The organism is Streptomyces sp. NPDC058653, from assembly GCF_042716895.1.
GTDB lineage: Bacteria > Actinomycetota > Actinomycetes > Streptomycetales > Streptomycetaceae > Streptomyces.
In genome coordinates this window covers 55,748-77,715 of sequence record NZ_JBHXRM010000034.1, presented here as the reverse complement: position 1 = coordinate 77,715, position 21,968 = coordinate 55,748, and the positions used below count along the sequence as shown (strand labels likewise).

The window sequence follows — 21,968 nt, the reverse complement described above, 5'->3', positions numbered from 1 at the left end:
ACGAAGGAACGCACGAGAGGCTCTACCCACAGCCTGACGTGCGGTTACATATCCACACGGGGTGTGCGTGGCGTGTGAAACAGGTTCACCGCGACCCCTTCCCGAATCCCAAGCCGTGAGATTGACTCTGATTCAGCCCCGGCTCAGACCTTGCCGCAGGGCATCCGAGGCTCCCGCCCGCCGTGTGCGGTGGAGCAAGCGCGGCGGGCGGGGAGCCCCGAGTCACTCGGCGAGCAGGCTACTGGCGGGGATACCCAATGCGCGAGAGATGCGCAGCAGCCAACTGATGCGCGCGTCGGTTGAACCGGACTCGATGTTCTGGATCGTGAGCCGCTTCACGCCGGCCAGCTCCTCAAGGCGCTCCTGGGTGACGTTGGCGTACTCGCGCTCGGCGCGGACGCGCGCGCCGATGGCTCTGCGCTTCTCGGTGACCCACTCAGGGTCGGGCTCGCGGGGCACTGGACAAACGCTTCTGCCCGCAAGATCATTAGTCAGCCTGCGCAGACATGCTTTTTGTGATCTTGAAAGCTCGGCCGGAGTGGCGTAGTGCATCCGCCGCCCCGGCCGTGACGCCAAGACCTAGTCAAGGCGTCCCGCCCCGGTCTCATTTGAGGCCGGGGCGCTCTACTGTCAGAAGCAGAACGCCCCCGCCGTGTGTACCGGCGGGGGCGAACCCAGTGGAGTCGAAGCTCCACCAGCGGGACCAGGTCCCGCCGACTTCTTCCCCACCGGTCTTGGCTGGGGGGTGCATCAGGGACTGCGCTATGCCGCGCGCCCTCCCCGGAGACCACGACGCTAGGCGACGCGCCGCATAGATGGAACAGGCACGCACCCCCTCTCACTCATTCGGGGGATCGGCCCGGCCACTCAGCTATGTGGACTGGAGGCGGACTCTCAAGATCAAAGAAGAGGAGCCCTCCCTCCCGACGCTCGGGGAGGGAGAGCTCCTAAGTGGCCTTCTACCTGCACACTCTTCTACAAGCTAAGCGGCACCGACCCGCCATGCTCGCCTCGCGGCAAGTGGTCGCTCGAAGCGACGAAGGTTGGGCCCGGGGGCTTGGATCGGGTCGGTGCCGCTACCAGGCTAACAAACCCCCCGGGAAAGCGATTCCCATGGGCGCGTCGACTTGCGGTTCATTCTCTGAGGAGGTCCGGAACTCCCTGGGCGTCGGGGTCGTCGCGCTCCGCCGAGACGACCGTCAGCTGCTGCGTCGCGCGGGTGAGCGCCACGTACAGCACCCGCAGTCCGGCCGGGGACTCGTCGGCGATCTCGGCCGGCGAGACGACCACCGTGGCGTCGTACTCCAGTCCCTTCGCCTCCAGGCTGCCGAGCGCCACCACACGGTCGCCGAGCCCCGCCAGCCAGCGCGCCGCCTGTTCCCTGCGGCCCATGGCGACGACCACGCCGATCGTGCCGTCGACCCGGTCGAGCAGGCGCGCGGCCTCCTCCCGTACGGTCCGGGCCAGGTCACCGTCGCGTACGGCGCTGAAGCGCGGCTCGACGCCCGTGGAGCGGACGGCGGCCGGGGACTCCATGCCGGGCATCGCGAGGGCCAGCACCCTGGCGGCGAGGGCCGCGATCTCGGCGGGGTTGCGGTAGTTGACGGTGAGGGTGAAGTGGCGGCGGGGGCGGTTGCCCAGCGCCTCGTCGCGCGCCTCGGCCGCCTCGTCCGGGTCCGACCAGGACGACTGGGCGGCGTCGCCGACCACGGTCCAGGTGGCGTGCCGGCCGCGGCGTCCGACCATCCGCCACTGCATCGGGGTGAGGTCCTGCGCCTCGTCGACGATCACGTGCGCGTACTCGGTGCGCTCCGCCGCCAGCCGCTCGGCGCGCTCGCGCTGCGACTCCTCGCGCCGCGGCATCAGCTCTTCGAGCCCGGTCAGCTGGTCCAGCGGGTCCAGCTCGCGGCGCTTGCGCGGACGGGGCGGTGAGCCGAGCAGCTGCTCCAGCTCGTCGAGGATCGCCACGTCGTGGACGGAGAGCGGCCCCGTGCCGTCGGGACCGACGCGCCGCAGCGAGCGGGCGACCCTCCGCGTCTCGGCCGGGTTGAGGATGCGGCGGGCCCAGCGGCCGAGCCGCCGCTCGTCGGCCATCGCGGCCAGCACCCCGCGCGCGGTGAGCTCGGGCCACCAGGCGTCCAGGAATTCGATGAAGCTGTCCTCGGAGGCCACGTCCTCGTCGAAGCCGCCGCGCAGTTCGGCGGCCAGCTGGGCGTCGCCGGCGGCAACGTACTCCCCGGCCCGGGACGCCGCGCCGGACTTCGCCCAGAGCGCGTCGAGCAGCAGCTTGCGGGCGCGCGGGCGCAGCAGATTCACCGGCGCGGTGCCGGTGAGGGCGGACTGTCTGACGCGGTGCAGCTCCTCGGATTCGAGCTCCAGGCGCCGGCCGAGGGCGACCACCCGCAGCCGGGTGGGTGCCACGCCGCGCCCGGACGCGCCGGACGTACCGGAGCCCGACGGCCCGGATTCGCCGCCGTCGTCCCCGAAGGCGAGCTGCCCGGGGTCCCGCCCACCCTGCCCGGCGCGGCCCCCGGCGGGCGCCCGGTCCCCCTCCAGGGCCCCGCGCGCCGCCTTGCGCAGCACCTTGAGCATGCGCGCCGAGCCCTTGACACGGGAGACGGCGGGCTCGTCGTACGCGGTGGCCTCCGCGCCGTCCACGAGCGAGCCGACCGCGCGGATCGCGACCTGCCCCTCCTCGCCCAGCGAGGGCAGCACGCCCTCGGTGTACGCGACGAGCAGCGGCGTCGGTGAGACGACGAGGATGCCGCCCGCGTACCGCCGCCTGTCCTGGTACAGCAGATAGGCGGCCCGGTGCAGCGCGACGGCGGTCTTGCCGGTGCCGGGGCCGCCGGACACCTCGGTGACGGACGCGGCGGGCGCCCGGATCACCAGGTCCTGCTCGGCCTGGATGGAGGAGACGATGTCCCGCATGGTGTGGCTGCGGGCCTGGCCGAGGGCCGCCATCAGCGCGCCGTCGCCGACGACGGGGAGCGCCGCGCCGTTCAGCGACGCGGTCAGCTCGGGGCGCATCAGGTCGTCCTCGACACCGAGGACCCTGCGGCCCTTGGAGCGGATGACCCGGCGCCGTACGACCCGGCCCGGGTCGACCGGGGTGGAGCGGTAGAACGGCGCGGCGGCCGGCGCGCGCCAGTCGATCACCAGCGGCGAGTAGTCGGAGTCCAGGACTCCGATCCGGCCGATGTGCAGGGTCTCCGCGATGTCGGCGGTGTCGTCGTCGCGTACGGCGTCGTCGGCGGGCTCGACGGAGGTGTACGCGCCGTCGGGGCCCTTCTTGCCGTCCTTGCCGGGCAGCAGGTCGACGCGCCCGAAGAGGAAGTCCTCGAACTCGTTGTTGAGCCGGTTGAGATGGATACCGGCCCGGAACACCTGCGCGTCGCGTTCGGCGAGCGCGCCGGGCGTGCCGACCTGACCGCGTTTGGCGGCGTCGTTCATCAGGAACTCCGCCTCGTCGATCTTCTCTTCGAGGCGGCGGTAGACCTGGTCGAGATGTTCCTGCTCGACACCGATCTCGCGGTCACGCGCGGAGTCGGCCCCCGCGGGGCGCGCGGGGTCCTCCCGCGCCGCGCGGACGGGGTCGCTTATGGCGTCGTTTCCCTTGTCCCGTACGGGATCGACAACCGATCCGGCGGATTCAACAGCGGCATCCTGCGCGGCCACCGAGGCCCCCTTCTGACGTGCACTGGGCAGCCGTCAACCGTACGCGAAGGGGGCGGGTATGTCAGGCCTCGACCTCCACCAGACGCTTGCCGTCGAATGTCCGGACCTCGAAGTGGTCGATGTCGTTCCGCTCCATGGCCGAGCCGCCGTGCACGTACAGCGGGTTCTTCGCCACCTCGTGGGTGCTGTCCGGGATGCCGTAGCCCCACTTCGGCACGGCCCAGGACGTGACGATCTCCTCCTCGCCGGTCTTGGAGACGGCGATGAGGCTGCACTTCAGCGGCCCCTTGACGTTCTTCAGCTCCAGGGCCGCGTGGGTCCCCCAGCCCTTGGGCTCCATGCCGACGGTCGCGGTGACCTTGGTGACCGGGTCCGTCGCCTCGACCTTGTCCGGCATGTGCTTGACGAAGGCGTCCTCGGCGGGACTGGTGGGGTGCGGGTCCGCCGCCTGGTTGCTCGTGCCACCGTCGCCGGAGGTGGCGACGACCGCCACCGCGGGACCGCCGATGACCAGCGCGGCGGCCGCGGCCACCAGATACATCGAGCGGCGCCTGCGCTTGGCGCGTTTGACCGCGACCTCGTCGACGAGCCGGTCGAGCAGCCGCGGGCTGGGCTGCACGGTGACGGCGGGCGACAGGGGCGGTGAGGGCGTGGTGACACGCCGGAGCGGGGACACCGAGGAGGGTCCCGCCGGCTGGGCGAAGGGATCGGACCGGCCGAACGGAGAGGACTGCCCGACCGGGTCGGGGTTGTCCGCCAGCATGGCCAGCATCGGCTCCATCCCGGCGAACTCCTCCAGATGGAGCGCGCAGATGTGGCAGCCGGCGAGGTGCGCCTCGAAGGCGGTGGCGTCGGCCTCGTCCAGAATGCCGAGCACGTACGCCCCCGCCGCGTCGTGCGCGGTCGTGCCGTCGCCCTGCCCGGACTGCTCGTACGTCGTCATGCCGAGACCCCCCTCTCCTCCAGCGCGAGCTTCATGGACCGCAGTGCGTAGAACACACGCGAACGCACGGTCCCACTGGGTATACCGAGCGTCTCGGCGGCCTCGTTGACCGTGCGTCCCTTGAAGTACGTCTCCACCAGAACTTCCCGGTGGGCGGGGGTCAAATCATCGAGGGCATCAGAGAGCGTCATCAGCCACAACGCCTTGTCGATCTCGTCCTCCGCGGGCATGACCTCCAGCGGCGACGGGTCGACCTCCTGCGGCCGGGCCTGCCGGCTGCGGTGACCGTCGATGACGATACGTCGGGCGACCGTCACCAGCCAGGGTCGGACAGAGCCGGTCGCCCGATTGAGCTGACCGGCGTTCTTCCAGGCACGGATGAGCGTCTCCTGCACGACATCCTCGGCCCGTTGTCGGTCGCCCGCGACGAGGCGCAGGACGTAGGCGAGCAGCGGTCCAGCGTGCTCCCGGTAGAGGGCACGCATCAGCTCCTCGTCGGGAACCGAGATGTTGGTGCGCTGTGCCTCGCTCCGGTGCCGGGCCCGGTGAGGTCGGTCATCGGCCACGGCCGCATCCTTGCGCACCTGAACCTCCCGGGTCGAGACCTTGAGAAAGCTGCTTGTTCCCATCACGGTGACTTACGGACCGCCGGGGAGATCTTCTCAACGGAGCAGCGGAAATCTTTCAAGATCTTTTACGGGACTGCCCAGGCGCCCCACCAGGGCCGGGACGGAACGAGCACGGGGCAGGCGTGATCACGCCCCGCCGGGCGGACCCGCCCACCCCGCGCGGAGTGTCCGGGATCACACGGGGCCGGGGGCCCGGTCGGGCCCCCTCAGGCGCGGGCGAGCGCCGCCCGGCGCCGGTGCCTGGCGACCCGCTCCCTGTTCCCGCACACCTCGCTGGAGCACCAGCGCCGCCGCCGGCCGCGCGAGGTGTCGAGATACACCCGCCGGCAGCTGTCGCCCTCGCACTGCCGCAGCCGCGCGCGGGCGACGGGGTCGGTGAGCAGATCCACCGTGTCCCTGGCGACCGCCGCGAGCAGCGCGCCGCATTCGGGCTCGTCGCTCAGTGTCCGGACGAGGCCGCCGCCCGGTTCACGTACGGCCCTGATGCCGGGCGGCGCGCCGGCCGCGATCGCGTTGACCCGCTCCAGCGCCGCCGCCGCGTACCGCCCGTCGATCTCGGCGCGCACCAACTGGCCCACACAGTCGCGCAGTTCGGCGAAGCGCCGGACCCAGCCGGTGTCGACGCCGACGAGCGGGGTACCTGGGGGTACGAGACCCGAACCGGTGAGCCATCTCCCGAGGAGGCCGGCGTCGTCGGAGCGTGGCCCCTCGTCGAACCCCTTCGGGTCCGGCTCTCCGGTCGCCACGAGATCCAGGCAGACGCGCCCGGAGTCGAATCTCCACTCGTACGAGCCCACGCCCGTAGTCATGTGCCTGTCACCGCCTCGGTACCGTCCTGCCGCGTACTCCCCAGAGTGCATGCCCCGGTACGCCTCCGGCACCCCTCCGGAGGCAACTCACTTGAACCTCGGCCGGTGAATTCCGGGCTCAGGACGGAACCCGGACCCCCCGAACGCCGTCTTACGTCCTTACAGCGCGGAGTTCGGCGGCCCGTCGTGCAGGATCCGCTGGAAGAGGCGGTGGTCGCGCCAGGCCCCGTCGATGTGCAGATACCGCGGCGCCGTCCCGATCAGCTCGAACCCGCATTTGCCCAGGACCCGTTGCGAGCCGACGTTGGACGGCATCGTGCTCGCCTCGATGCGGTGCAGCCCCAGATCCTCCAGCGCGGCCCGGCAGACCTCCTCGACGGCGCGGGTGGCCAGTCCGCGTCCCGTGTACGCGGCGTCCATCCAGTAGCCGAGGCTGGCGCTGCGGAAGGGGCCGAGGACCAGGGTGGAGAGGGTGGCCTGGCCCACGACGTCGGAACCGTCCACGAAGTGCCAGCGCAGGGCGGAGGGGTCGGCAAGCAGGGTGGCCTGCGCCTCGGGGGTGAAGAAGTCGGCGGGCCGGTACGGGGACCAGGGACGCATGTGATCCCGGTTGCGCAGGAGCGACTCCGCGAGAGCGGCGGCGTCCTCCACTCGCGCGGGGCGGAGCTGAGGGGAATCGTTGACCATCCGATTAAAATAGACCGCCCGGTTCCGGTTTGATACCGCAGCGGTGGCCCTGATCCACGGACGGTCACGCGTCGCTGTTCAGGCGCCCGGTCCTCAGGCGTCCCCGTACTTCGTACCGGCCGCGGGGTCCAGCGCCAGCCGGTAGCCGCGCTTGACGACCGTCTGGATCAGTTCGGGCGCGCCCAGTGCCGTACGGAGCCGGGCCATGGCCGTCTCGACGGCGTGCTCGTCGGTGCCCGCCCCCGGCAGGGCCCGCAGCAGCTCGGCCCGGGGCACCACCCAGCCCGGCCGCCTGGCGAGCGCGTTCACCAGCGCCATTCCGGCGGGCGGTACGGGTCTCGACTCGCCGTCCAGCAGCACCGCGTGGCCGCGTATCTCGAAGCGGCGGCCCCCGACCGTCAACGTCCGGGTGCGGCCCGGCAGTTCGAGGCAGAGCACCTGGACGAGCGGGCCGAGGCGGAAGCGTTCGGGCTGGACGGTGTCGATACCGCGCTCCTGGAGCGGCAGGGCGGTGACGGGCCCGACGCAGGCGGCGAGCACATCGTGGTGGAGCGCCTCCACCAGGTCGTCCAGCAGACCGCGCTCCCCCGCCCGGGAGAGCAGCGAGGCGGCGGCGGGCGCGCTGGTGAAGGTGACGGCGTCCAGGGTGCGCGCGAGGGTCGCCTCGATGAGCCGGTCCACGGGCGCGATGTCCTCGGGCGGCATCCAGCGGTAGACCGGTACGACGACGACCTCGGCGCCCCCGGCGCGCAGCGCCTCCACGAAGCCGGGCAGCGGCTCGCCGTGCAGTTGGAGGGCCACCCGGCGCCCCTCGACGCCCTCGGCCAGCAGCCGGTCCAGCACCTCGGCCATGGACTCGGACTCCGGCGACCACTCCTCGGTCAGCCCGGCCGCGCGGATCGCGCCCTTCACCTTCGGCCCGCGCGCCAGCAGTTCGGTGCCGCGCAGACAGTCGAGCAGGTCCTGGCCGTGGCCCCAGCCGTCGGCGGCCTCCACCCAGCCGCGGAAGCCGATGGCCGTCGTGGCGATCACCACCTGGGGCGGGGCGGCAATCAACTCCTTGGTGGCGGCGAGGAGTTCGGTGTCGTCGGAGACCGGCACGATACGCAGGGCGGGGGCGTGCACGACGACGGCGCCGCGCCGGGTGAGCAGCGCCCCCAGTTCGTCGGCGCGCCGGGCGGCGGTGACCCCGACCGTGAATCCGGCGAGTGGACCGTGCTGCTGCTGATCGGACATGGTCTGCTGTCCCGCTCTCTCGTCCGTACGACTCCGGGCCCGGCTCACACCTCGGCGTAATCGAGTCCCCGCCGCATACCGGCCCCGGCTCCGGTGTCCGCCTCCGTCGCCGGTCCGGCCGCCTGCTTCCGAAGGTATACCGCCCAGGTGAGCGCCGAGCACACCGCGTAGAAGCCGAGAAAAGCGACGAACGCGGCGGTACCGGTGCCGGCCGGCTGCTGGAAGGAGTACCGGAAGGCGAGGTTCACTCCGAGCCCGCCGAGTGCGCCGACCGCGCCGATCAGCCCCATGGCCGCGCCGGAGAGCCTGCGCCCGTACCGCTCTGCGGCCTCCCCCGTCATCCCCCGGGCCAGGGCCTTCGTCCGGAAGATGCCGGGGATCATCTTGTACGTCGAGCCGTTGCCGACCCCGCTGAGCAGGAACAGCGCGGTGAACCCGACGAGGAAGACCGGCAGCGACCCCGACACGGAGGCGAGGATCACCACGACCGTGGCCGCCGCCATCCCGGCGAAGGTCCACAGGGTGATGCGGGCGCCGCCGTGCAGGTCGGCGAGCCTGCCGCCGACGGGCCGTACCAGCGAGCCGAGCAGCGGGCCCGCGAAGGTCAGCGACGCCGCCTCCAGGGGCGTACGCCCGAACTGTGTCTGGAGCACCAGTCCGAAGGCGAAGCTGTAGCCGATGAAGGAGCCGAACGTCCCGGTGTAGAGCACGGCCATGATCCAGGTGTGCCGGTCGCGCACGGCCTCCTTCGCGGCGCCGGTGTCGTTGCGTACGGGCGCCAGGTTGTCCATGAAGAGGGCGGCGCAGAGTGCGGCGGCGACGATCAGCGGCAGATACACCCCGAGCACGATCCGGGGATGCGCGGCGCCTGCCGTCCCGATCACCAGCAGCCCGACGAGCTGCACGACGGGTACGCCGACATTGCCGCCGCCCGCGTTGAGCCCGAGCGCCCAGCCCTTCTCCCGCAGCGGGAAGAAGGAGTTGATGTTGGTCATGGAGGAGGCGAAGTTGCCGCCGCCGAGCCCGGTGAGTGCGGCGACGGCCATGAAGGTGGTGTACGAGGTCCCCGGCTCCATCACCGCGTAGGCCGCGCCGGTCGGCAGCAGCAGCAACAGGGCGCTGACCACGGTCCAGTTGCGCCCGCCGAAGCGGGCGACGGCGAAGGTGTACGGGATCCGTACGAGGGCCCCGACGAAGGTGGCGGTGCCGATGAGGAAGAACTTCCCGGCCGGGTCGACCCCGTACTCGGGCCCCATGAACAGCACCATCACCGACCAGAGGGTCCAGACGGAGAATCCGATGTGTTCGCTGAGCACGGAGAAGAGCAGATTGCGCCGCGCGGTCCGGCGGCCGGTCCGCTCCCAGAAGCCGGGGTCCTCCGGATCCCACCGCTCGATCCATCGCCCTCTTCCGGCGCGCCGCGCCGCATCGGTGATCGTCGGACCAGTCATCGCGCCTCCACTGACGGTGCGGTTCGAGGACTCCCGACCGTAGGGACGCCGCGTTTCACCGGGGTGCCCCGAGATGACCGGCACGCAACCTTGCTCTCACCCGGGGGCGGGCGCGGCTGTGAGCGGGGAGCCGGCGGTTCAGTGGCGCTCCGGCGCCCCCGCGTGGGCGTGCGGCGGCGGGTTACCGGGCGGGACCGGGGCCGAGCGGTGCTGGCCCTTGGGGGCACCGGGGCCGCGACGGCCGCCCGAGCCCCGACGGCCGTTCGGCCAGAGCGCCGGCCGGCGCCTCGCCCCGATGTCCTCGACCCATCCGAGAGCGAGGACCGCGAGGGCCAGCAGCGGCCAGATCAGGACCAGTGGGAGCACCGGGTACAGCCGGTCGACCAGCTCGGCGTGCGAGGAGAGCACCGGGGCGTCGTAGAGCAGGTCGATGAGCGGGAAGCACGCCATGATCAACAGGTTGTGCCAGAGATAGACCGTCACGGCACGGTTGTTGGCCAGCGTGATCAGGGAGTCGAACCGGGCCGCCCTGCCCGGCAGCTCCCGCCAGGAGGGCGCGTACTGGAGCAGGATCGCGCAGAAGCCGAGCGACCAGGTCGCCTGGGCCAGCGGGATCTCGTCCAGGTTCCAGCCCTCCTCGGTGAGATGCCCCGACGCCCACCAGATCCCGAAGGCCATCGCGAACGAGGCGGCCGAGACCGTGAGATAGCGCGGCACCCTCTTGAACACGCCCTCGTGGTGGGCGAAGCCGAGGATCCAGCACGAGCCGTAGACCGCGAAGTCCGTGACCGCCTCGCCCGTCTCGCCGGGGATCTCGACCAGACCGGTGCCGACGACGGCCGTCAGCGCGAGCGGCGCGAGCAGCGTCGCCCACGGCGCCCGCCGGAAGGCCCACAGCAGCAGCGGGGAGGCCAGCACGAACCACAGATAGGTACGGATGTACCAGAGCGGCCCCACCGCCTGCTCCGCCCAGTCCTGTTCGAGCAGACCACCGGCGTCGCCGCTCTCCCCCGGGAACGGCGGCGCCCCGACCGGGAACAGATAGGAGGTCAGTCTGAACAGCCCCCGGAGCCCCTCCTCCCCGAGCGGCCGCCAGCCCATCACGAGCATCAGCGGGACGACGAGCAGCGCGAACGCCCACATGGGCGGCAGCAGGCGGCGCATCCGGCCCCGGACCACGTCGAACGACGGCCGGCCGCCGAGCGAGCGGGCCATCAGCGAGCCCGCCAGCGCGAACATCACGCCCATGGACGGGAAGAGGACCGTCAGCCAGGCCCAGCCGAAGATGTGGTAGATCACCACCCGGCCGAGTGCCACCGTACGCAGGAGGTCGAGATAGCGGTCGCGCCCGGACGGACGCCCGCCTCCGGTGGAGGTCTCGCTCATGCCACCGGCCCCCGGACGTCGGCGGCCCGCCGGCCCGTCGTGGCCCCCGGTGCCTCGACCGCGCCGGTGCGGCGCAGCTTCTGCCAGCGCAGCCGGCCGCCGGTGAGGGCGGTGATCCAGGACTGGAGCAGCACCACGTACATGAGCTGCCGGTAGAGGATCTGCTGGAGCGGCAGCGAGATCAGATGGATCATGCGCTCGCGGTCGAGCCGGAAGGCGTACGCGGCACAGACCGCCTGGACGGCCAGCACGCCCAGCCACGCGACGACGGTGTTACGGGTCGGGCCGAAGACCAGGCCGTACAGCAGGAACACGTCGATGAGCGGGGCGAGCAGCGGGAACAGGACCATGAACAGGGAGACCAGCGGAAGTCCGACGCGGCCGAAGCGCCCCGAGGGCCCCCGCTCGATCACCGCGCGGCGGTGCTTCCAGATCGCCTGCATCGTGCCGTAGCTCCAGCGGTACCGCTGGGACCACAGCTGCTGGACGGACTCGGGCGCCTCGGTCCACGCGCGGGCCCGCTCCGCGTAGACGACCCGCCAGCCGTCGCGGTGCATGGCCATGGTGATGTCGGTGTCCTCGGCCAGCGTGTCGTCGCTCATCCCGCCGACCCGGCGCAGCGCCTCGCGGCGGAAGGCGCCGACCGCGCCGGGGATGGTGGGCATGCAGCCCATCAGGTCGTACATCCGGCGGTCCAGATTGAAGCCCATCACATACTCGATGTGCTGCCAGGCGCCGATGAGGGTGTCGCGGTTGCCGACCTTGGCGTTGCCGGCGACGGCCCCGACCCTCGGATCGCCGAACGGCTGGACCAGCTCACGCACGGTGGACGGCTCGAAGACGGTGTCGCCGTCCATCATCACGACGATGTCGTGACTGGCGTGCGCGATGCCGTTGTTGAGGGCGGCGGGCTTGCCGCCGTTGGTCTGCCGTACGACATGGACGTTCGGCAGCCACATCGCCTCGACGATGTCCGCCGTGCCGTCCGTCGAGCCGTCGTCGACGACGATGACCTCGATGGGATGGTCGCTCTCCATCAGCGAGCGGACGGTGTTGGCTATGCACTCGCGTTCGTTGTACGCGGGTACGAGCACCGTCACCGGTTCGGTGACCGGCTCGCCCCAGCTGAAGCCGCGTCCGCGCACCTTGCGCGCGTGCGCGAAGGAGAGCACCAGCATCAGTCCGAACCGCCCGATGACCAGCACGCCGATCACGGCGAGCCCGGCGACCAGCGCGGTGGTGGTGGCCTCGGAGACCGCGACGGCGCCGACGAAGGCCTTGCCCTGGAGCAGTTCGACACCGGAGACGCGCGTATGGGCGCTCGGCGCGCCCAGCGCCTCGGTGAGGTTGGCGAACTCGTACCCCTCGTCCTGCATCTTCGGCAGCAGCCGGCCCAGCGCGGCGACGGTCTGCGAGCGGTCCCCGCCGGAGTCGTGCATCAGGACGATCGCGCCGTTCGGGCTCTTCGGCGAGGCGTTACGGCTGATCACAGCGGCACCGGGGCGTTTCCAGTCCTCGCTGTCCATGGTGTTGAGCACGGTGATGTAGCCGCGGCGGCCGATGTACTCGGTGACCGGCCAGGACCTGTTGTCCATCGCGTCGGCGAAGGAGGAGTACGGCGGCCGGAACAGGGACGTGCGGATACCGGCGGCGCCCGCCAGCACCAGCTGGTTCTGGGTCAGCTCCCAGTCGATACGGGATTCGGACTGGTACGCCAGGTCGGGGTGGTTGAAGGTGTGCAGACCGATCTCATGCCCCTCGTCGACCATCCGCCGCACCAGGTCGGGGTGGCGCGAGGCCATCGTGCCGGTGACGAAGAAGACGGCGTGGGCGTCGTACTCCTTCAGCTTGTCGAGGACCTTGGGCGTCCACTTGGGGTCGGGCCCGTCGTCGAAGGTCAGCACGACCTTGTGGTCGGGGATCGTCAGCGCCTTGGCCGTGGTCGCGTCGCGCGCGTCTATGACGGGGCCGCCGCCCAGGATGCGGTCCGGCACCTGGTTCGTCGGGGCCGGCGGGCGTACGCGGTGGTCGGCGAGGATCTCGCTGTGCACATAGCCGCGGAGCATCAGCATCGCGAGGAGGGCCACGAGAAGCAGCGAGGGGAGCAGATAGCGCATGGGCAGTCTGCGTCTGACGACACGCCCCGGCTTCCGCTCGGTCCGACCGTGCTTGTGGGACGGGGCCCGTCTGTCGGAAGGGTTCATCTCTACTCGGCGCCTTCCGCGACTGTCTGGCCGTCCTGATCAACGGGTGGATCGACGGGCGCTGAGTCCGTCGGGCTGGGGTCGGGATCAGGGTCCGTACCGGGATCTTCCGTTCCCGGGTCGGTCTCACCGGGGTCGGGATCGGGGCCGGGGTCCCCCGGTTCCGGATCCGGGTCGCCGGGGTCCGGCTTCGGATCGGGTTCACCGGGTTTCGGGTCGGGGTCGGGCTGCCCGGAGGGTGAGCGTGAGGGGTCCGGCTCGTCCGAGGCTCCGGCGCTCGCGCCGGTGGGCGCCTGCGAGCCGGGAAGGGACTGCGTCGGGCTGGGGTCGAGGCCCCCGGCGGCCGGCGTGGCCACCATGGTGGGCCGGTCCTGCGGGGGCGGCTGTATCTCGACCTTGTCCGAGTCGCGCTTGTCACTGACGCCGGGTATCTGGAGCCAGGGTGCGCTGGAATTGCCGCCCAGCAAGGACGCGACCAGGGCGACGGCGTAACAGGCGCTGGCTATCGCCAACACCCAGCCCAGCCGCCGGAGTTTCCTGCTCCGCCGGCCGCTGGCATCGACGAAGACGGGGCCGTCGGAGCCGTCGGCGGCGCCGGCCGCGGGTATGCCGTCGGTCTCCGTGGTCCGGCCGGGCAGCTCCGAGAGCTGCCGTCCCAGACCGTCGAGCTCGACGGTGACATCCATCGGCTCATGCGTATGCCCCTTTTGGGCACCTTCTTGCCAATTGTTCACTGCTGTACGCACATCCCCCACACAGAATCACCGGGTGCGTGCATGAAAGTAGCGCACGGCGACCACACCCGGATCCCTTCTTCAGCAGTTGTTGGGCATCTGTACTACTTCGTCGTCGAACGGCCGATCCTGAGGGATTGCTTTCGCCCCGGCCGGTGGCCGGAGGGCCGGGCCCACGACAAAGGCCCCGCTGCCAGCACGGCAGCGGGGCCCTCGCCTCACATGGGAACTGTGGAGATGGCGGGAATCGAACCCGCGTCCAACGGTGCGGAACCAGGGCTTCTCCGAGTGCAGTTCGCTACGCTTTTCTCGGCCCCGGAGATCACGCGAACAAGTCTCCGACGGGCTCAGTCACTGTTTGATTTCCCACCGTGTCCCGTGACCGAACACGGTGGTTTAGTCCCCTCATTGATGCCAGGATCCGGGTCGGGAACACTCCCGGGCTGACACTCCACGGAGTCTTCGCTAGCTGCTAATTAAGCAGCGAGAGCGAAGGTGGAGGAATCGCGCTTGGAATTGGCGATTATTGTTTGCGACATATGGTTAACGAGATCATTGCCGCTTCCTCGACTCGCTTCCCCTGCCTCGACATCCGCTGTCGAAACCGATCATCCCCATGTTGATTTTTCAAACGCCGTCCCTGCTCCGCGGGACTTCGTCCATCGTACGTGACCAACGGCGGGCACGGCCACCTTATTCCGCCCGTGGGGCGATCAGGCCCGCTGGCGGCGGCGTACGGCCGAGACCGCGCGCTCCGTCTCACGCCGGTCCTGCTTCTCACGCAGGGTCTGGCGCTTGTCGTACTCCTTCTTGCCCTTCGCCAGAGCGATCTCGATCTTGGCCCGGCCGCCCTTGAAGTAGAGGGCCAGCGGCACGATCGTGTGACCGGACTCGTTCGACTTCTGCTCCAGCTTGTCGATCTCCAGCCGGTGCATCAGCAGCTTCCGCTTGCGCCGCGCCGAGTGGTTGGTCCAGGTGCCCTGGGTGTACTCGGGCACGTGGACGTTGTGCAGCCACGCCTCGTGGTCGTCGATCTGTACGAAGCCGTCCGTCAGGGAGGCGCGTCCCTGACGCAACGACTTGACCTCGGTACCTGTCAGCACGAGACCGCACTCGTAGGTGTCGAGAATGAGGTAGTCGTGCCGCGCCTTCTTGTTCTGCGCGACCAGCTTGCGCCCTGTGTCCTTTTCCTTTGCCATAGTGCGTTCATTTTCGCACTACGAGCCGCCTCCGAGGCCACTCAATACCGTGCGGGCCCGCTCCTGGGCCCGTTCGTCCACCACCAGGTCCGGTGTGATGCCCTTGTCGTCGACCTTGTGACCGGCCGGTGTCCGGTAGTGCCCCACCGTGAGCTCGGCCACGGAGCCGTCCGGCAGCCGGCTCGGCATCTGTACGGAACCCTTGCCGAAGGTGGGGGAACCGACCGTGATCGCCCGGCCACGGTCCTGGAGGGCGCCGGTGACCATCTCGGCGGCGCTCATCGTGCCGCCGTCGACCAGCGCCACCACGGGCCGCTCGGTGTCGCCGCCCGGATCCGCGTACAGGGAGCGCTGCTCGCCCTCGACGTCGTACGTGGCCACGAGGCCGCCGTCGAGGAAGGCGGAGGCCGCCTGGACGGCCTCGGTGACCAGCCCGCCCGCGTTCCCCCTCAGGTCGAGCAGGACACCCGCGCCCCTGGGGGCCTCCAGGACGGCGTTCCTGACCTTCTTGCCGCTGCCCTTGGTGAAGGCGGCGACCTTGATCACGAGCGCGCCGTCCGGGCCCGTGTCGAACGTGACGGCGTCCGTACTGAGGCTGGCCCGGCGCAGCGTCTCGGTCCACTCGTGTCCGCCGCGCGCCAGACCGAGGACGACCGTGGTGCCGGCGGACGCGTCCTCGGAGCGGCCGGTGCCCCCTTCCGTACCGTCCCCGCGCAGCAGCGCGACGACCTCGGTCACGGGGCGAAGGCCCACGGGCTCGCCGTCGATCGTACGGAGGATGTCACCGGCCCGGATGCCGGCGCGGGCGGCGGGACCGCCCGGCTGGACCTTGCTCGCCGCGATCCGGCCGTCGGCCAGCCGCTTGGCCGAGAGGCCCACACCGGTGTACTTGCCGTCGAGGGCCCGCTCGAACTCCTCGTACTCACCCTTGTCGTAGACCGCGCCCCAGCGGTCACCGCTGCGGCTGACGACATCCTCGGCGGCCTCGGTGGCGGACTTCCCGTCGGCCATGGCCTCGGCGGCGGCTCTCGCGACCTCGTCCCTGTCGGCCGTGGAGGCGACGGAACGGGTGCTTATACGGGCGGCTTCCTCGTCGGCGCGGGGCAGCGAGTCGGTGGCCGCGGCCGTCGCGAGCACGCTCGCGAACAGCAATGTCAGGGCCGCCCCGCGGTAGAACCCGTGGGGCCTGAGGCGATTTTCGTGGCCCGGCATGGCGACGAGTGTAGGACAACCCCCGGCGCCGCAGCGCGGCTTGGCGAGACGACGCCAGGGGCGATTGTCACACCTTGAGGTACTTGCGCAACGCGACAGAAGCCGCAACGGCGGGCATGAGCAGACCGATGACCAACACCAGGGGCAGGACGGCCAGCACGGCGTCCCAGCCGATGAAGTTGACGAGCTGCATCTTGTCCTCCAGCGCGATCCCTCCGTCGATCAGGAAGTAACGCCCGGCCAGGAGAAGGACGCAGGCGACGAGGCCGCCGATCAGTCCGGCGAAGGCCGCCTCCATGATGAACGGCATCTGGATGTAGAAGCTCGACGCTCCCACCAGCCGCATGATGCCCGTCTCCCTGCGTCTGCTGAACGCGGACACCCGGACGGTGTTCACGATCAGCATCAGGGCGATGACAAGCATCAGCGCCATCACTCCGAGCGCGGCGACATTCATGCCCTGCATCAGATTGAAGAGGTTCTCCAGGATGTTGCGCTGGTCCGCGACGGACTGCACACCGTCCCTGCCCTCGAAGGCGGTTGCCACCACCTTGTACTTCTCCGGGTCCTTGAGCTTGACCCGGAAGGACTCCTGCATCTGGTCCGGGGTGATCATCCCGGCGATGGGCGTCTCGCCGTACTGCTCGCGGTAGTGCTTGTAAGCCTCGTCGGCGGTCTCGTGGTAGACCTCCTCGACGATCTCCATCTTCTCGAGGTCGGTCTCGATGGTCTTCCGCTGATCGGCGGTGACGGGACCCTTCTCGCACTTGTCGGTGGTCTCGGAATCACCCTTGTTGCACAGGAATATCGAGACGTTGACCTTGTCGTACCAGAAGTCCTTCATCACGCTGACCTGCTCGCGCATGAGCAGTGCGCCGCCGAACAGCGCGAGCGAGAGGGCTACGGAAATGATGACGGCGAACGTCATCGTCAGATTTCGGCGGAGACCGACGCCGATCTCCGACAGGACGAACTGGGCGCGCATGGCGTCCTTTCAGCTTTCGATGCTCTTCGCGATGCTCAGTGCTGGTAGCCGTAGACGCCTCGCGCCTGGTCTCGCACGAGACGGCCCTTTTCGAGCTCGATCACACGCTTGCGCATCTGGTCGACGATGTTCTGGTCGTGGGTCGCCATCACAACGGTCGTGCCGGTGCGGTTGATGCGGTCCAGCAGCTTCATGATGCCGACGGAGGTCTGCGGGTCGAGGTTGCCGGTCGGCTCGTCCGCGATCAGCAGCATGGGGCGGTTGACGAAGGCCCGCGCGATCGCGACGCGCTGCTGCTCACCACCGGAGAGTTCCCCGGGCATCCGGTCCTCCTTGCCGCCCAGTCCGACGAGATCGAGGACCTGGGGGACGGATTTACGGGTCTCGCCGCGGGACTTGCCGATCACTTCCTGGGCGAAGGCGACATTCTGCGCGACGGTCTTGTTCGGCAGGAGTCGGAAGTCCTGGAAGACCGTGCCGAGTTGACGGCGCATGCTCGGTACTTTCCAGTTCGACAGCCGCGCGAGGTCCTTGCCGAGGACGTGCACCATGCCGTGGCTGGCGCGCTCCTCACGCAGGACGAGGCGCAGGAAGGTCGACTTGCCGGAACCCGACGAGCCCACCAGGAAGACGAATTCCCCCTTCTCGATATCGAGGGAGACATCGCGCAGGGCGGGTCGGTTCTGCTTCGGATAGGTCTTGGAGACGTTGTCGAATCGGATCACGGGTGCACCACGGTCGGCCGGGAGTAGGTGAGCGAGACCTTACGCGAACCGGCGAGGGGCGCGCAGTCGGCCGCCTTGGTTGGTCCGGGCATGGGTGATTTATCACGGATGCCGACCGGCCGCCACCGGGGACGGACCGGGTGTAATCCGACGGGGCGCGCCGAATCGAGCGGGAGCTGGCACAGTGGTACCGGGAACGGTGGTGTTTCCCGGAGCGTTGAGCGGAGCGAGAGTCCCCATGGGCTCCGCGGCGCGGGAGGAGGAGAGCGCATGACCTTTGATCGGCTGGTGTGCGCCAACTGCGCGGGACCCGTCAGCGAGGGCCGGTGCCGTGTCTGCCGTGCCAACAGGCAGCGGCTGGAGCAGGCGGGCCCCTTCGGCGGCCTGAGCCCGGTGGCGCTGCTGACCCTGCTGGTGGTGCTGATAGCGGCGGTGGCGCTGGTGGCGGTGGGGCATCAGACGGCCTGAGCCGTCCCTGGAGCGTACGGAAGGGCCCGGACACCGTTGCGGTGTCCGGGCCCTTCCGTGTGCGTGCGGGATGCCTCGGGCCGTGACGGGTCAGGCGGCCGTGGCGCGGCTGCCGACCAGACGCGGGAGCATCCGGAAGCCGATGCCGCCGGCGATCATGGTCGCGGCGCCGATGATCAGGAACGTGGTCTCGGCGGCGCCGGTCTCGGCCAGCTCCTCCTTGGCCTCGCCCTGCTCGACGGGCTGCGAGCCGGCGTTGTCGGTGTCGGCGCCGCCGGTGACGTCGCCGCCACCGCCGATCTGACCCTCGTCGGTGCCACCGCTCTGGCCCTCGGTGGCGCCTTCGGAGGTGCTGCCGCCGTCGCCGGAGCCTTCCGAGGTGCCCTCGGACGCGCCTTCGGAGGTGCCCTCAGAGGTGCCCTCGCTGGTGCCCTCGGACGTACCCTCGCTGGTGCCCTCCGAGGTGCCCTCGGACGTGCCTTCGCTGGTTCCCTCGGAGGTGCCCTCGGACGTCCCTTCGGAGGTGCCCTCCGAGGTCCCTTCGGACGTACCCTCGCTGGTGCCCTCGGACGTACCCTCCGAGGTGCCTTCCGTGGTGCCGACGACGGTGTTGCCACCGTCGGTGCCCTCGGTGCCGCCCTCCGTGGCGCCCTCGGTGTCGAGGCCGAGACCGACGTCCAGGCCGTCCTGGTTGACATCCGCGTTGGCGCTGAGGCCACCGACATTGACATCGATGCCGACGGCCGAAGCGGCGCCCGCGGCGGTCAGCGAAGCACCGGCGGCGATCACGGCGCCGGCGGCTATCCGCGCTACGCGGATCCGCGTCTTCTTGGTCATGTGCTTGCTACCCCCAGTAGCTGATCGTGAGTGGTGCAGCGGTCCGGGGCCGGCCGTCGGAGGCCCGTGCGAGCAGGCGCCCCGTTCGCACGCGCCCCGGAAATACGCATGCCGCGCGTCACCATTCCGAGTTTTCGAAGGAGCGTCAAGGTGGTTGCGCGCGCGATGCCCTGATTCACGACAGTTGTCCGTGGACGCGGGGGGTAACTGTGACATAAAAGCGAACTGCCGCCCCATTGGCGGCAGTTACCTTGTCGACAAAGCGAGTCCCTTTCCAGGGGCCCCGGTTGGGCTTCCACCACGATGGAAAGCCCCGCCTGACGACTTAGCGCTCCTGCTGCTTGCGCCAGCGAATCCCGGCCTCCAGGAAGCCGTCGATCTCGCCGTCGAGCACGCTCTGGGGATTGCCGACCTCGAACTCCGTACGGAGGTCCTTGACCATCTGGTACGGGTGCAGGACGTACGAACGCATCTGGTTGCCCCACGAGTTGCCGCCGTCGCCCTTGAGGGCGTCCATCTTGGCCTGCTCCTCCTGGCGGCGGCGTTCGAGCAGCTTCGCCTGGAGGACGTTCATGGCGCTGGCCTTGTTCTGGATCTGCGAGCGCTCGTTCTGGCAGGAGACGACGATGCCGGTGGGGATGTGGGTGATCCGCACCGCGGAGTCGGTGGTGTTGACGCCCTGGCCGCCGGGACCGGACGCGCGGTAGACGTCCACGCGCAGCTCGGTCTCGTCGATCTCGACGTGGTCGCTCGACTCGACGACGGGCAGCACCTCGACGCCCGCGAAGGAGGTCTGGCGGCGGCCCTGGTTGTCGAAGGGCGAGATCCGGACCAGCCGGTGGGTGCCCTGCTCGACGGAGAGCGTGCCGTAGGCGTACGGCGCCTTGACGACGAAGGTGGTCGACTTGATGCCGGCCTCCTCCGCGTACGACGTCTCGTAGACCTCGGTCGGGTAGTTGTGCCGCTCGGCCCAGCGGACGTACATGCGCTGGAGCTGCTCGGCGAAGTCCGCCGCGTCGACGCCGCCCGCCTCGGCCCGGATGTTGACGAGCGCCTGGCGTTCGTCGTACTCGCCGGACAGGAGGGTGCGGACCTCCATCTCGTCGAGCGCCTTCTTCACGGAGGCGAGCTCGGACTCCGCCTCGTGACGGGCGTCGGCGTCGCCCTCGCTCTCGGCGAGTTCGAAGAGCACCTCGACGTCGTCGATACGGCTCCTGAGCGCCTCGGTCTTGCGCAGCTCGGCCTGGAGGTGCGACAGCTTGCTGGTGATCTTCTGCGCCGCCTCCGGGTCGTCCCAGAGGGAGGGCGCCGCCGCCTGGTCCTCCAGGACGGCGATCTCGGCCCTCATGTTGTCGAGGTCGAGGACCGCCTCGATCGACCCCATGGTCGAGGAAAGGGACTTCAGCTCTTCGGATACATCGACGACTGCCACGCACCCAGCCTAACGGCTGAGCGCCGAAACCCCGCCGCCGCTCCCGCGGGGGCCGCCGCAGGGGCGGCCCCGGGGTTAGGGAACCGGCGACGCCGAGCGTGTGGAGCCACCCGGGTCGGCCTCCGCGCCGTCGCTGCTCGACGCCAGCCAGCCGCCGACGCCGAGGACGGCGACCAGCAGGACGGCCGTCACACCCAGCGTGATACGGCGCTTGCGCACGGCCTCCGCCTTGTGCCGCGCCGAGCCGGGCCTGCGCTGGCCCGCCGCGCGCGGGGCCCTGGCCGTGCCGCGCGCGCCGCCCGCCAGCTCGTCGGGGGCCGGGACGCGCATGCTCGTGTGGGTGTCCCGGTTGGAGTCGGGGGCCGCTCCCGGGACGAGCGAGACCGCGCCCCTGCGGCGCGGCTGCTCGCCCGCCGGTGACTGCGCGGCGTCGGCCTCGGCGTAGGACCGCTCCTCCTCGATGGGCCCGCTGTCGGGCTCGTCCACCTCCAGGGAGGGGATGCCGGCCAGCTGGGGAAGCTGCTCGCGGAGCCGGGCGGCCAGCTCGGAGGCGCGCAGCCGGGAGGCCGGGGCCTTGGCCAGGCACTGGACGAGCAGCTGCCACAGCTCGTCCGGGATGCCGGGCAGCGGTACGACGGTCTCGGTGACATGGCGGCGCAGCACGGCTCCGGGGTGGCCTCCGCCGAAGGGCGTGAAACCGGCGAGGAGCTCGTACAGGACCGTCGCGAGCGCGTAGATGTCGACGGCGGCGCGCGGCGGCAGGCCCTCGACGATCTCCGGCGCCAGATAGTCCGGCGTACCGATGATCTTGGTCGCCTTCGTACGGCGGGGGGTGTCGATCAGTTTGGCGACCCCGAAGTCGGTGAGCAGCGCGGGGTGCGAGCCGCCCGGCCCGATCGGGCCCTCCATGTCGAGCAGGATGTTCTCCGGCTTGACGTCGCGGTGGACGACACCGGCGGCGTGCGCGGCGGCGAGGCCGTCGGCGACATCGGCGACGACGGCGACCGCGGCCTCGGGGGCGAGACGGCGCTCGCGGTCGAGGCGGGTGCGCAGGTCGGTGCCGCGCACCAGCTCCATCACGAGCGCGAGGTCGTTGCCGTCCACGACGAGGTCGCGGACGGCGACCACGTGCGGGTGGTCGAGCCCGAGCAGCGCGGTGCGCTCCTGGACGAAGCGCCCGACCAGCTCCTGGTCGGAGGCGAGGTCCTCGCGGAGCAGCTTGATGGCGACGGGCCCTTCGGGTCCCTCACCGAGCCACACCGTGCCGGCGCTGCCCCGCCCGAGGATCTGATGGGCGGTGTACCGGCTGCCGATATTCCGTGCCAAGACTGCTCCCTCAGCGGCTGGCTTTGC

Annotated in this window: 19 protein-coding genes and 1 other RNA gene; 1 reads left to right on the top strand and 19 read right to left on the bottom strand. The window is 70.5% G+C overall.

Annotated elements, in window-relative coordinates; all coding sequences use genetic code 11:
* Positions 1–222 precede the first annotated feature (222 nt).
* The 16 genes from ACFWU9_RS25825 to ftsE all read right to left on the bottom strand — a co-directional run bounded on the left by ACFWU9_RS25825 (position 223) and on the right by ftsE (position 17,878).
* The gene (locus ACFWU9_RS25825) at positions 223–459 is read right to left on the bottom strand and encodes a helix-turn-helix domain-containing protein (RefSeq protein ID WP_384322352.1); all 237 of its coding nucleotides are present in this window, start codon (positions 457–459) and stop codon (positions 223–225) included.
* A 675-nt stretch (positions 460–1,134) separates the two neighbouring features.
* Positions 1,135–3,678, bottom strand: a complete 2,544-nt coding sequence (locus ACFWU9_RS25820) for a HelD family protein (protein ID WP_384322350.1) — start codon at positions 3,676–3,678, stop codon at positions 1,135–1,137.
* A 61-nt stretch (positions 3,679–3,739) separates the two neighbouring features.
* Positions 3,740–4,621, bottom strand: a complete 882-nt coding sequence (locus ACFWU9_RS25815) for a zf-HC2 domain-containing protein (RefSeq protein ID WP_384322348.1) — start codon at positions 4,619–4,621, stop codon at positions 3,740–3,742.
* The gene (locus ACFWU9_RS25810; RefSeq protein ID WP_384322347.1) at positions 4,618–5,250 is read right to left on the bottom strand and encodes a sigma-70 family RNA polymerase sigma factor; all 633 of its coding nucleotides are present in this window, start codon (positions 5,248–5,250) and stop codon (positions 4,618–4,620) included. Before ACFWU9_RS25810 ends, ACFWU9_RS25815 begins: the two co-directional genes overlap by 4 nt.
* A 206-nt stretch (positions 5,251–5,456) precedes the next feature.
* A complete protein-coding gene (locus ACFWU9_RS25805) occupies positions 5,457–6,059 on the bottom strand; it encodes a CGNR zinc finger domain-containing protein (protein WP_384322345.1) in 603 nt (200 codons plus the stop codon).
* Between the two features lie 159 nt (positions 6,060–6,218).
* Positions 6,219–6,746, bottom strand: coding sequence for a GNAT family N-acetyltransferase (locus tag ACFWU9_RS25800; protein WP_384322343.1), 528 nt, complete (start codon positions 6,744–6,746; stop codon positions 6,219–6,221).
* Positions 6,747–6,839: 93 nt separating this feature from the next.
* On the bottom strand, positions 6,840–7,982 hold the full coding sequence (locus ACFWU9_RS25795) for a uroporphyrinogen-III synthase (protein ID WP_384322341.1): 1,143 nt from the start codon (positions 7,980–7,982) through the stop codon (positions 6,840–6,842).
* Positions 7,983–8,026: 44 nt separating this feature from the next.
* The gene (locus tag ACFWU9_RS25790) at positions 8,027–9,433 is read right to left on the bottom strand and encodes a nitrate/nitrite transporter (RefSeq protein WP_384322339.1); all 1,407 of its coding nucleotides are present in this window, start codon (positions 9,431–9,433) and stop codon (positions 8,027–8,029) included.
* A 138-nt stretch (positions 9,434–9,571) separates the two neighbouring features.
* Positions 9,572–10,819: an acyltransferase gene (locus ACFWU9_RS25785; protein WP_384322338.1), complete on the bottom strand. Its 1,248-nt coding sequence runs from the start codon at positions 10,817–10,819 to the stop codon at positions 9,572–9,574.
* The gene (locus tag ACFWU9_RS25780) at positions 10,816–12,936 is read right to left on the bottom strand and encodes a bifunctional polysaccharide deacetylase/glycosyltransferase family 2 protein (protein ID WP_384322425.1); all 2,121 of its coding nucleotides are present in this window, start codon (positions 12,934–12,936) and stop codon (positions 10,816–10,818) included. Before ACFWU9_RS25780 ends, ACFWU9_RS25785 begins: the two co-directional genes overlap by 4 nt.
* Positions 12,937–13,025: 89 nt before the next feature.
* Positions 13,026–13,709, bottom strand: a complete 684-nt coding sequence (locus ACFWU9_RS25775) for a hypothetical protein (RefSeq protein ID WP_384322336.1) — start codon at positions 13,707–13,709, stop codon at positions 13,026–13,028.
* A 277-nt stretch (positions 13,710–13,986) separates the two neighbouring features.
* Positions 13,987–14,373, bottom strand: a transfer-messenger RNA (tmRNA) gene (gene ssrA, locus ACFWU9_RS25770).
* Between the two features lie 97 nt (positions 14,374–14,470).
* Positions 14,471–14,956: an SsrA-binding protein SmpB gene (gene smpB, locus ACFWU9_RS25765; protein WP_384210835.1), complete on the bottom strand. Its 486-nt coding sequence runs from the start codon at positions 14,954–14,956 to the stop codon at positions 14,471–14,473.
* An 18-nt stretch (positions 14,957–14,974) separates the two neighbouring features.
* Positions 14,975–16,168 carry a S41 family peptidase gene (locus ACFWU9_RS25760; RefSeq protein WP_384322334.1) on the bottom strand — a complete coding sequence of 398 codons (1,194 nt, stop codon included), beginning with the start codon at positions 16,166–16,168 and terminating at the stop codon, positions 14,975–14,977.
* 67 nt (positions 16,169–16,235) lie between these two features.
* A complete protein-coding gene (gene ftsX, locus ACFWU9_RS25755; protein ID WP_384322332.1) occupies positions 16,236–17,153 on the bottom strand; it encodes a permease-like cell division protein FtsX in 918 nt (305 codons plus the stop codon).
* Positions 17,154–17,188: 35 nt separating this feature from the next.
* Positions 17,189–17,878: a cell division ATP-binding protein FtsE gene (gene ftsE, locus ACFWU9_RS25750; RefSeq protein ID WP_078077079.1), complete on the bottom strand. Its 690-nt coding sequence runs from the start codon at positions 17,876–17,878 to the stop codon at positions 17,189–17,191.
* A gap of 270 nt (positions 17,879–18,148) precedes the next feature.
* Between ftsE and ACFWU9_RS25745 the strand changes: the two genes are divergently transcribed.
* Positions 18,149–18,346, top strand: a complete 198-nt coding sequence (locus ACFWU9_RS25745; RefSeq protein WP_384322330.1) for a hypothetical protein — start codon at positions 18,149–18,151, stop codon at positions 18,344–18,346.
* A 90-nt stretch (positions 18,347–18,436) separates the two neighbouring features.
* Here the strand turns inward: ACFWU9_RS25745 and ACFWU9_RS25740 are convergent, their stop codons facing one another.
* The 3 genes from ACFWU9_RS25740 to ACFWU9_RS25730 form a co-directional block, all read right to left on the bottom strand.
* Positions 18,437–19,183, bottom strand: coding sequence for a hypothetical protein (locus ACFWU9_RS25740; RefSeq protein ID WP_384322328.1), 747 nt, complete (start codon positions 19,181–19,183; stop codon positions 18,437–18,439).
* 325 nt (positions 19,184–19,508) lie between these two features.
* Positions 19,509–20,615: a peptide chain release factor 2 gene (prfB, locus tag ACFWU9_RS25735; protein ID WP_384322326.1), complete on the bottom strand. Its 1,107-nt coding sequence runs from the start codon at positions 20,613–20,615 to the stop codon at positions 19,509–19,511.
* 75 nt (positions 20,616–20,690) lie between these two features.
* Positions 20,691–21,941, bottom strand: coding sequence for a protein kinase (locus ACFWU9_RS25730; protein WP_384322324.1), 1,251 nt, complete (start codon positions 21,939–21,941; stop codon positions 20,691–20,693).
* Positions 21,942–21,968: the final 27 nt, after the last annotated feature.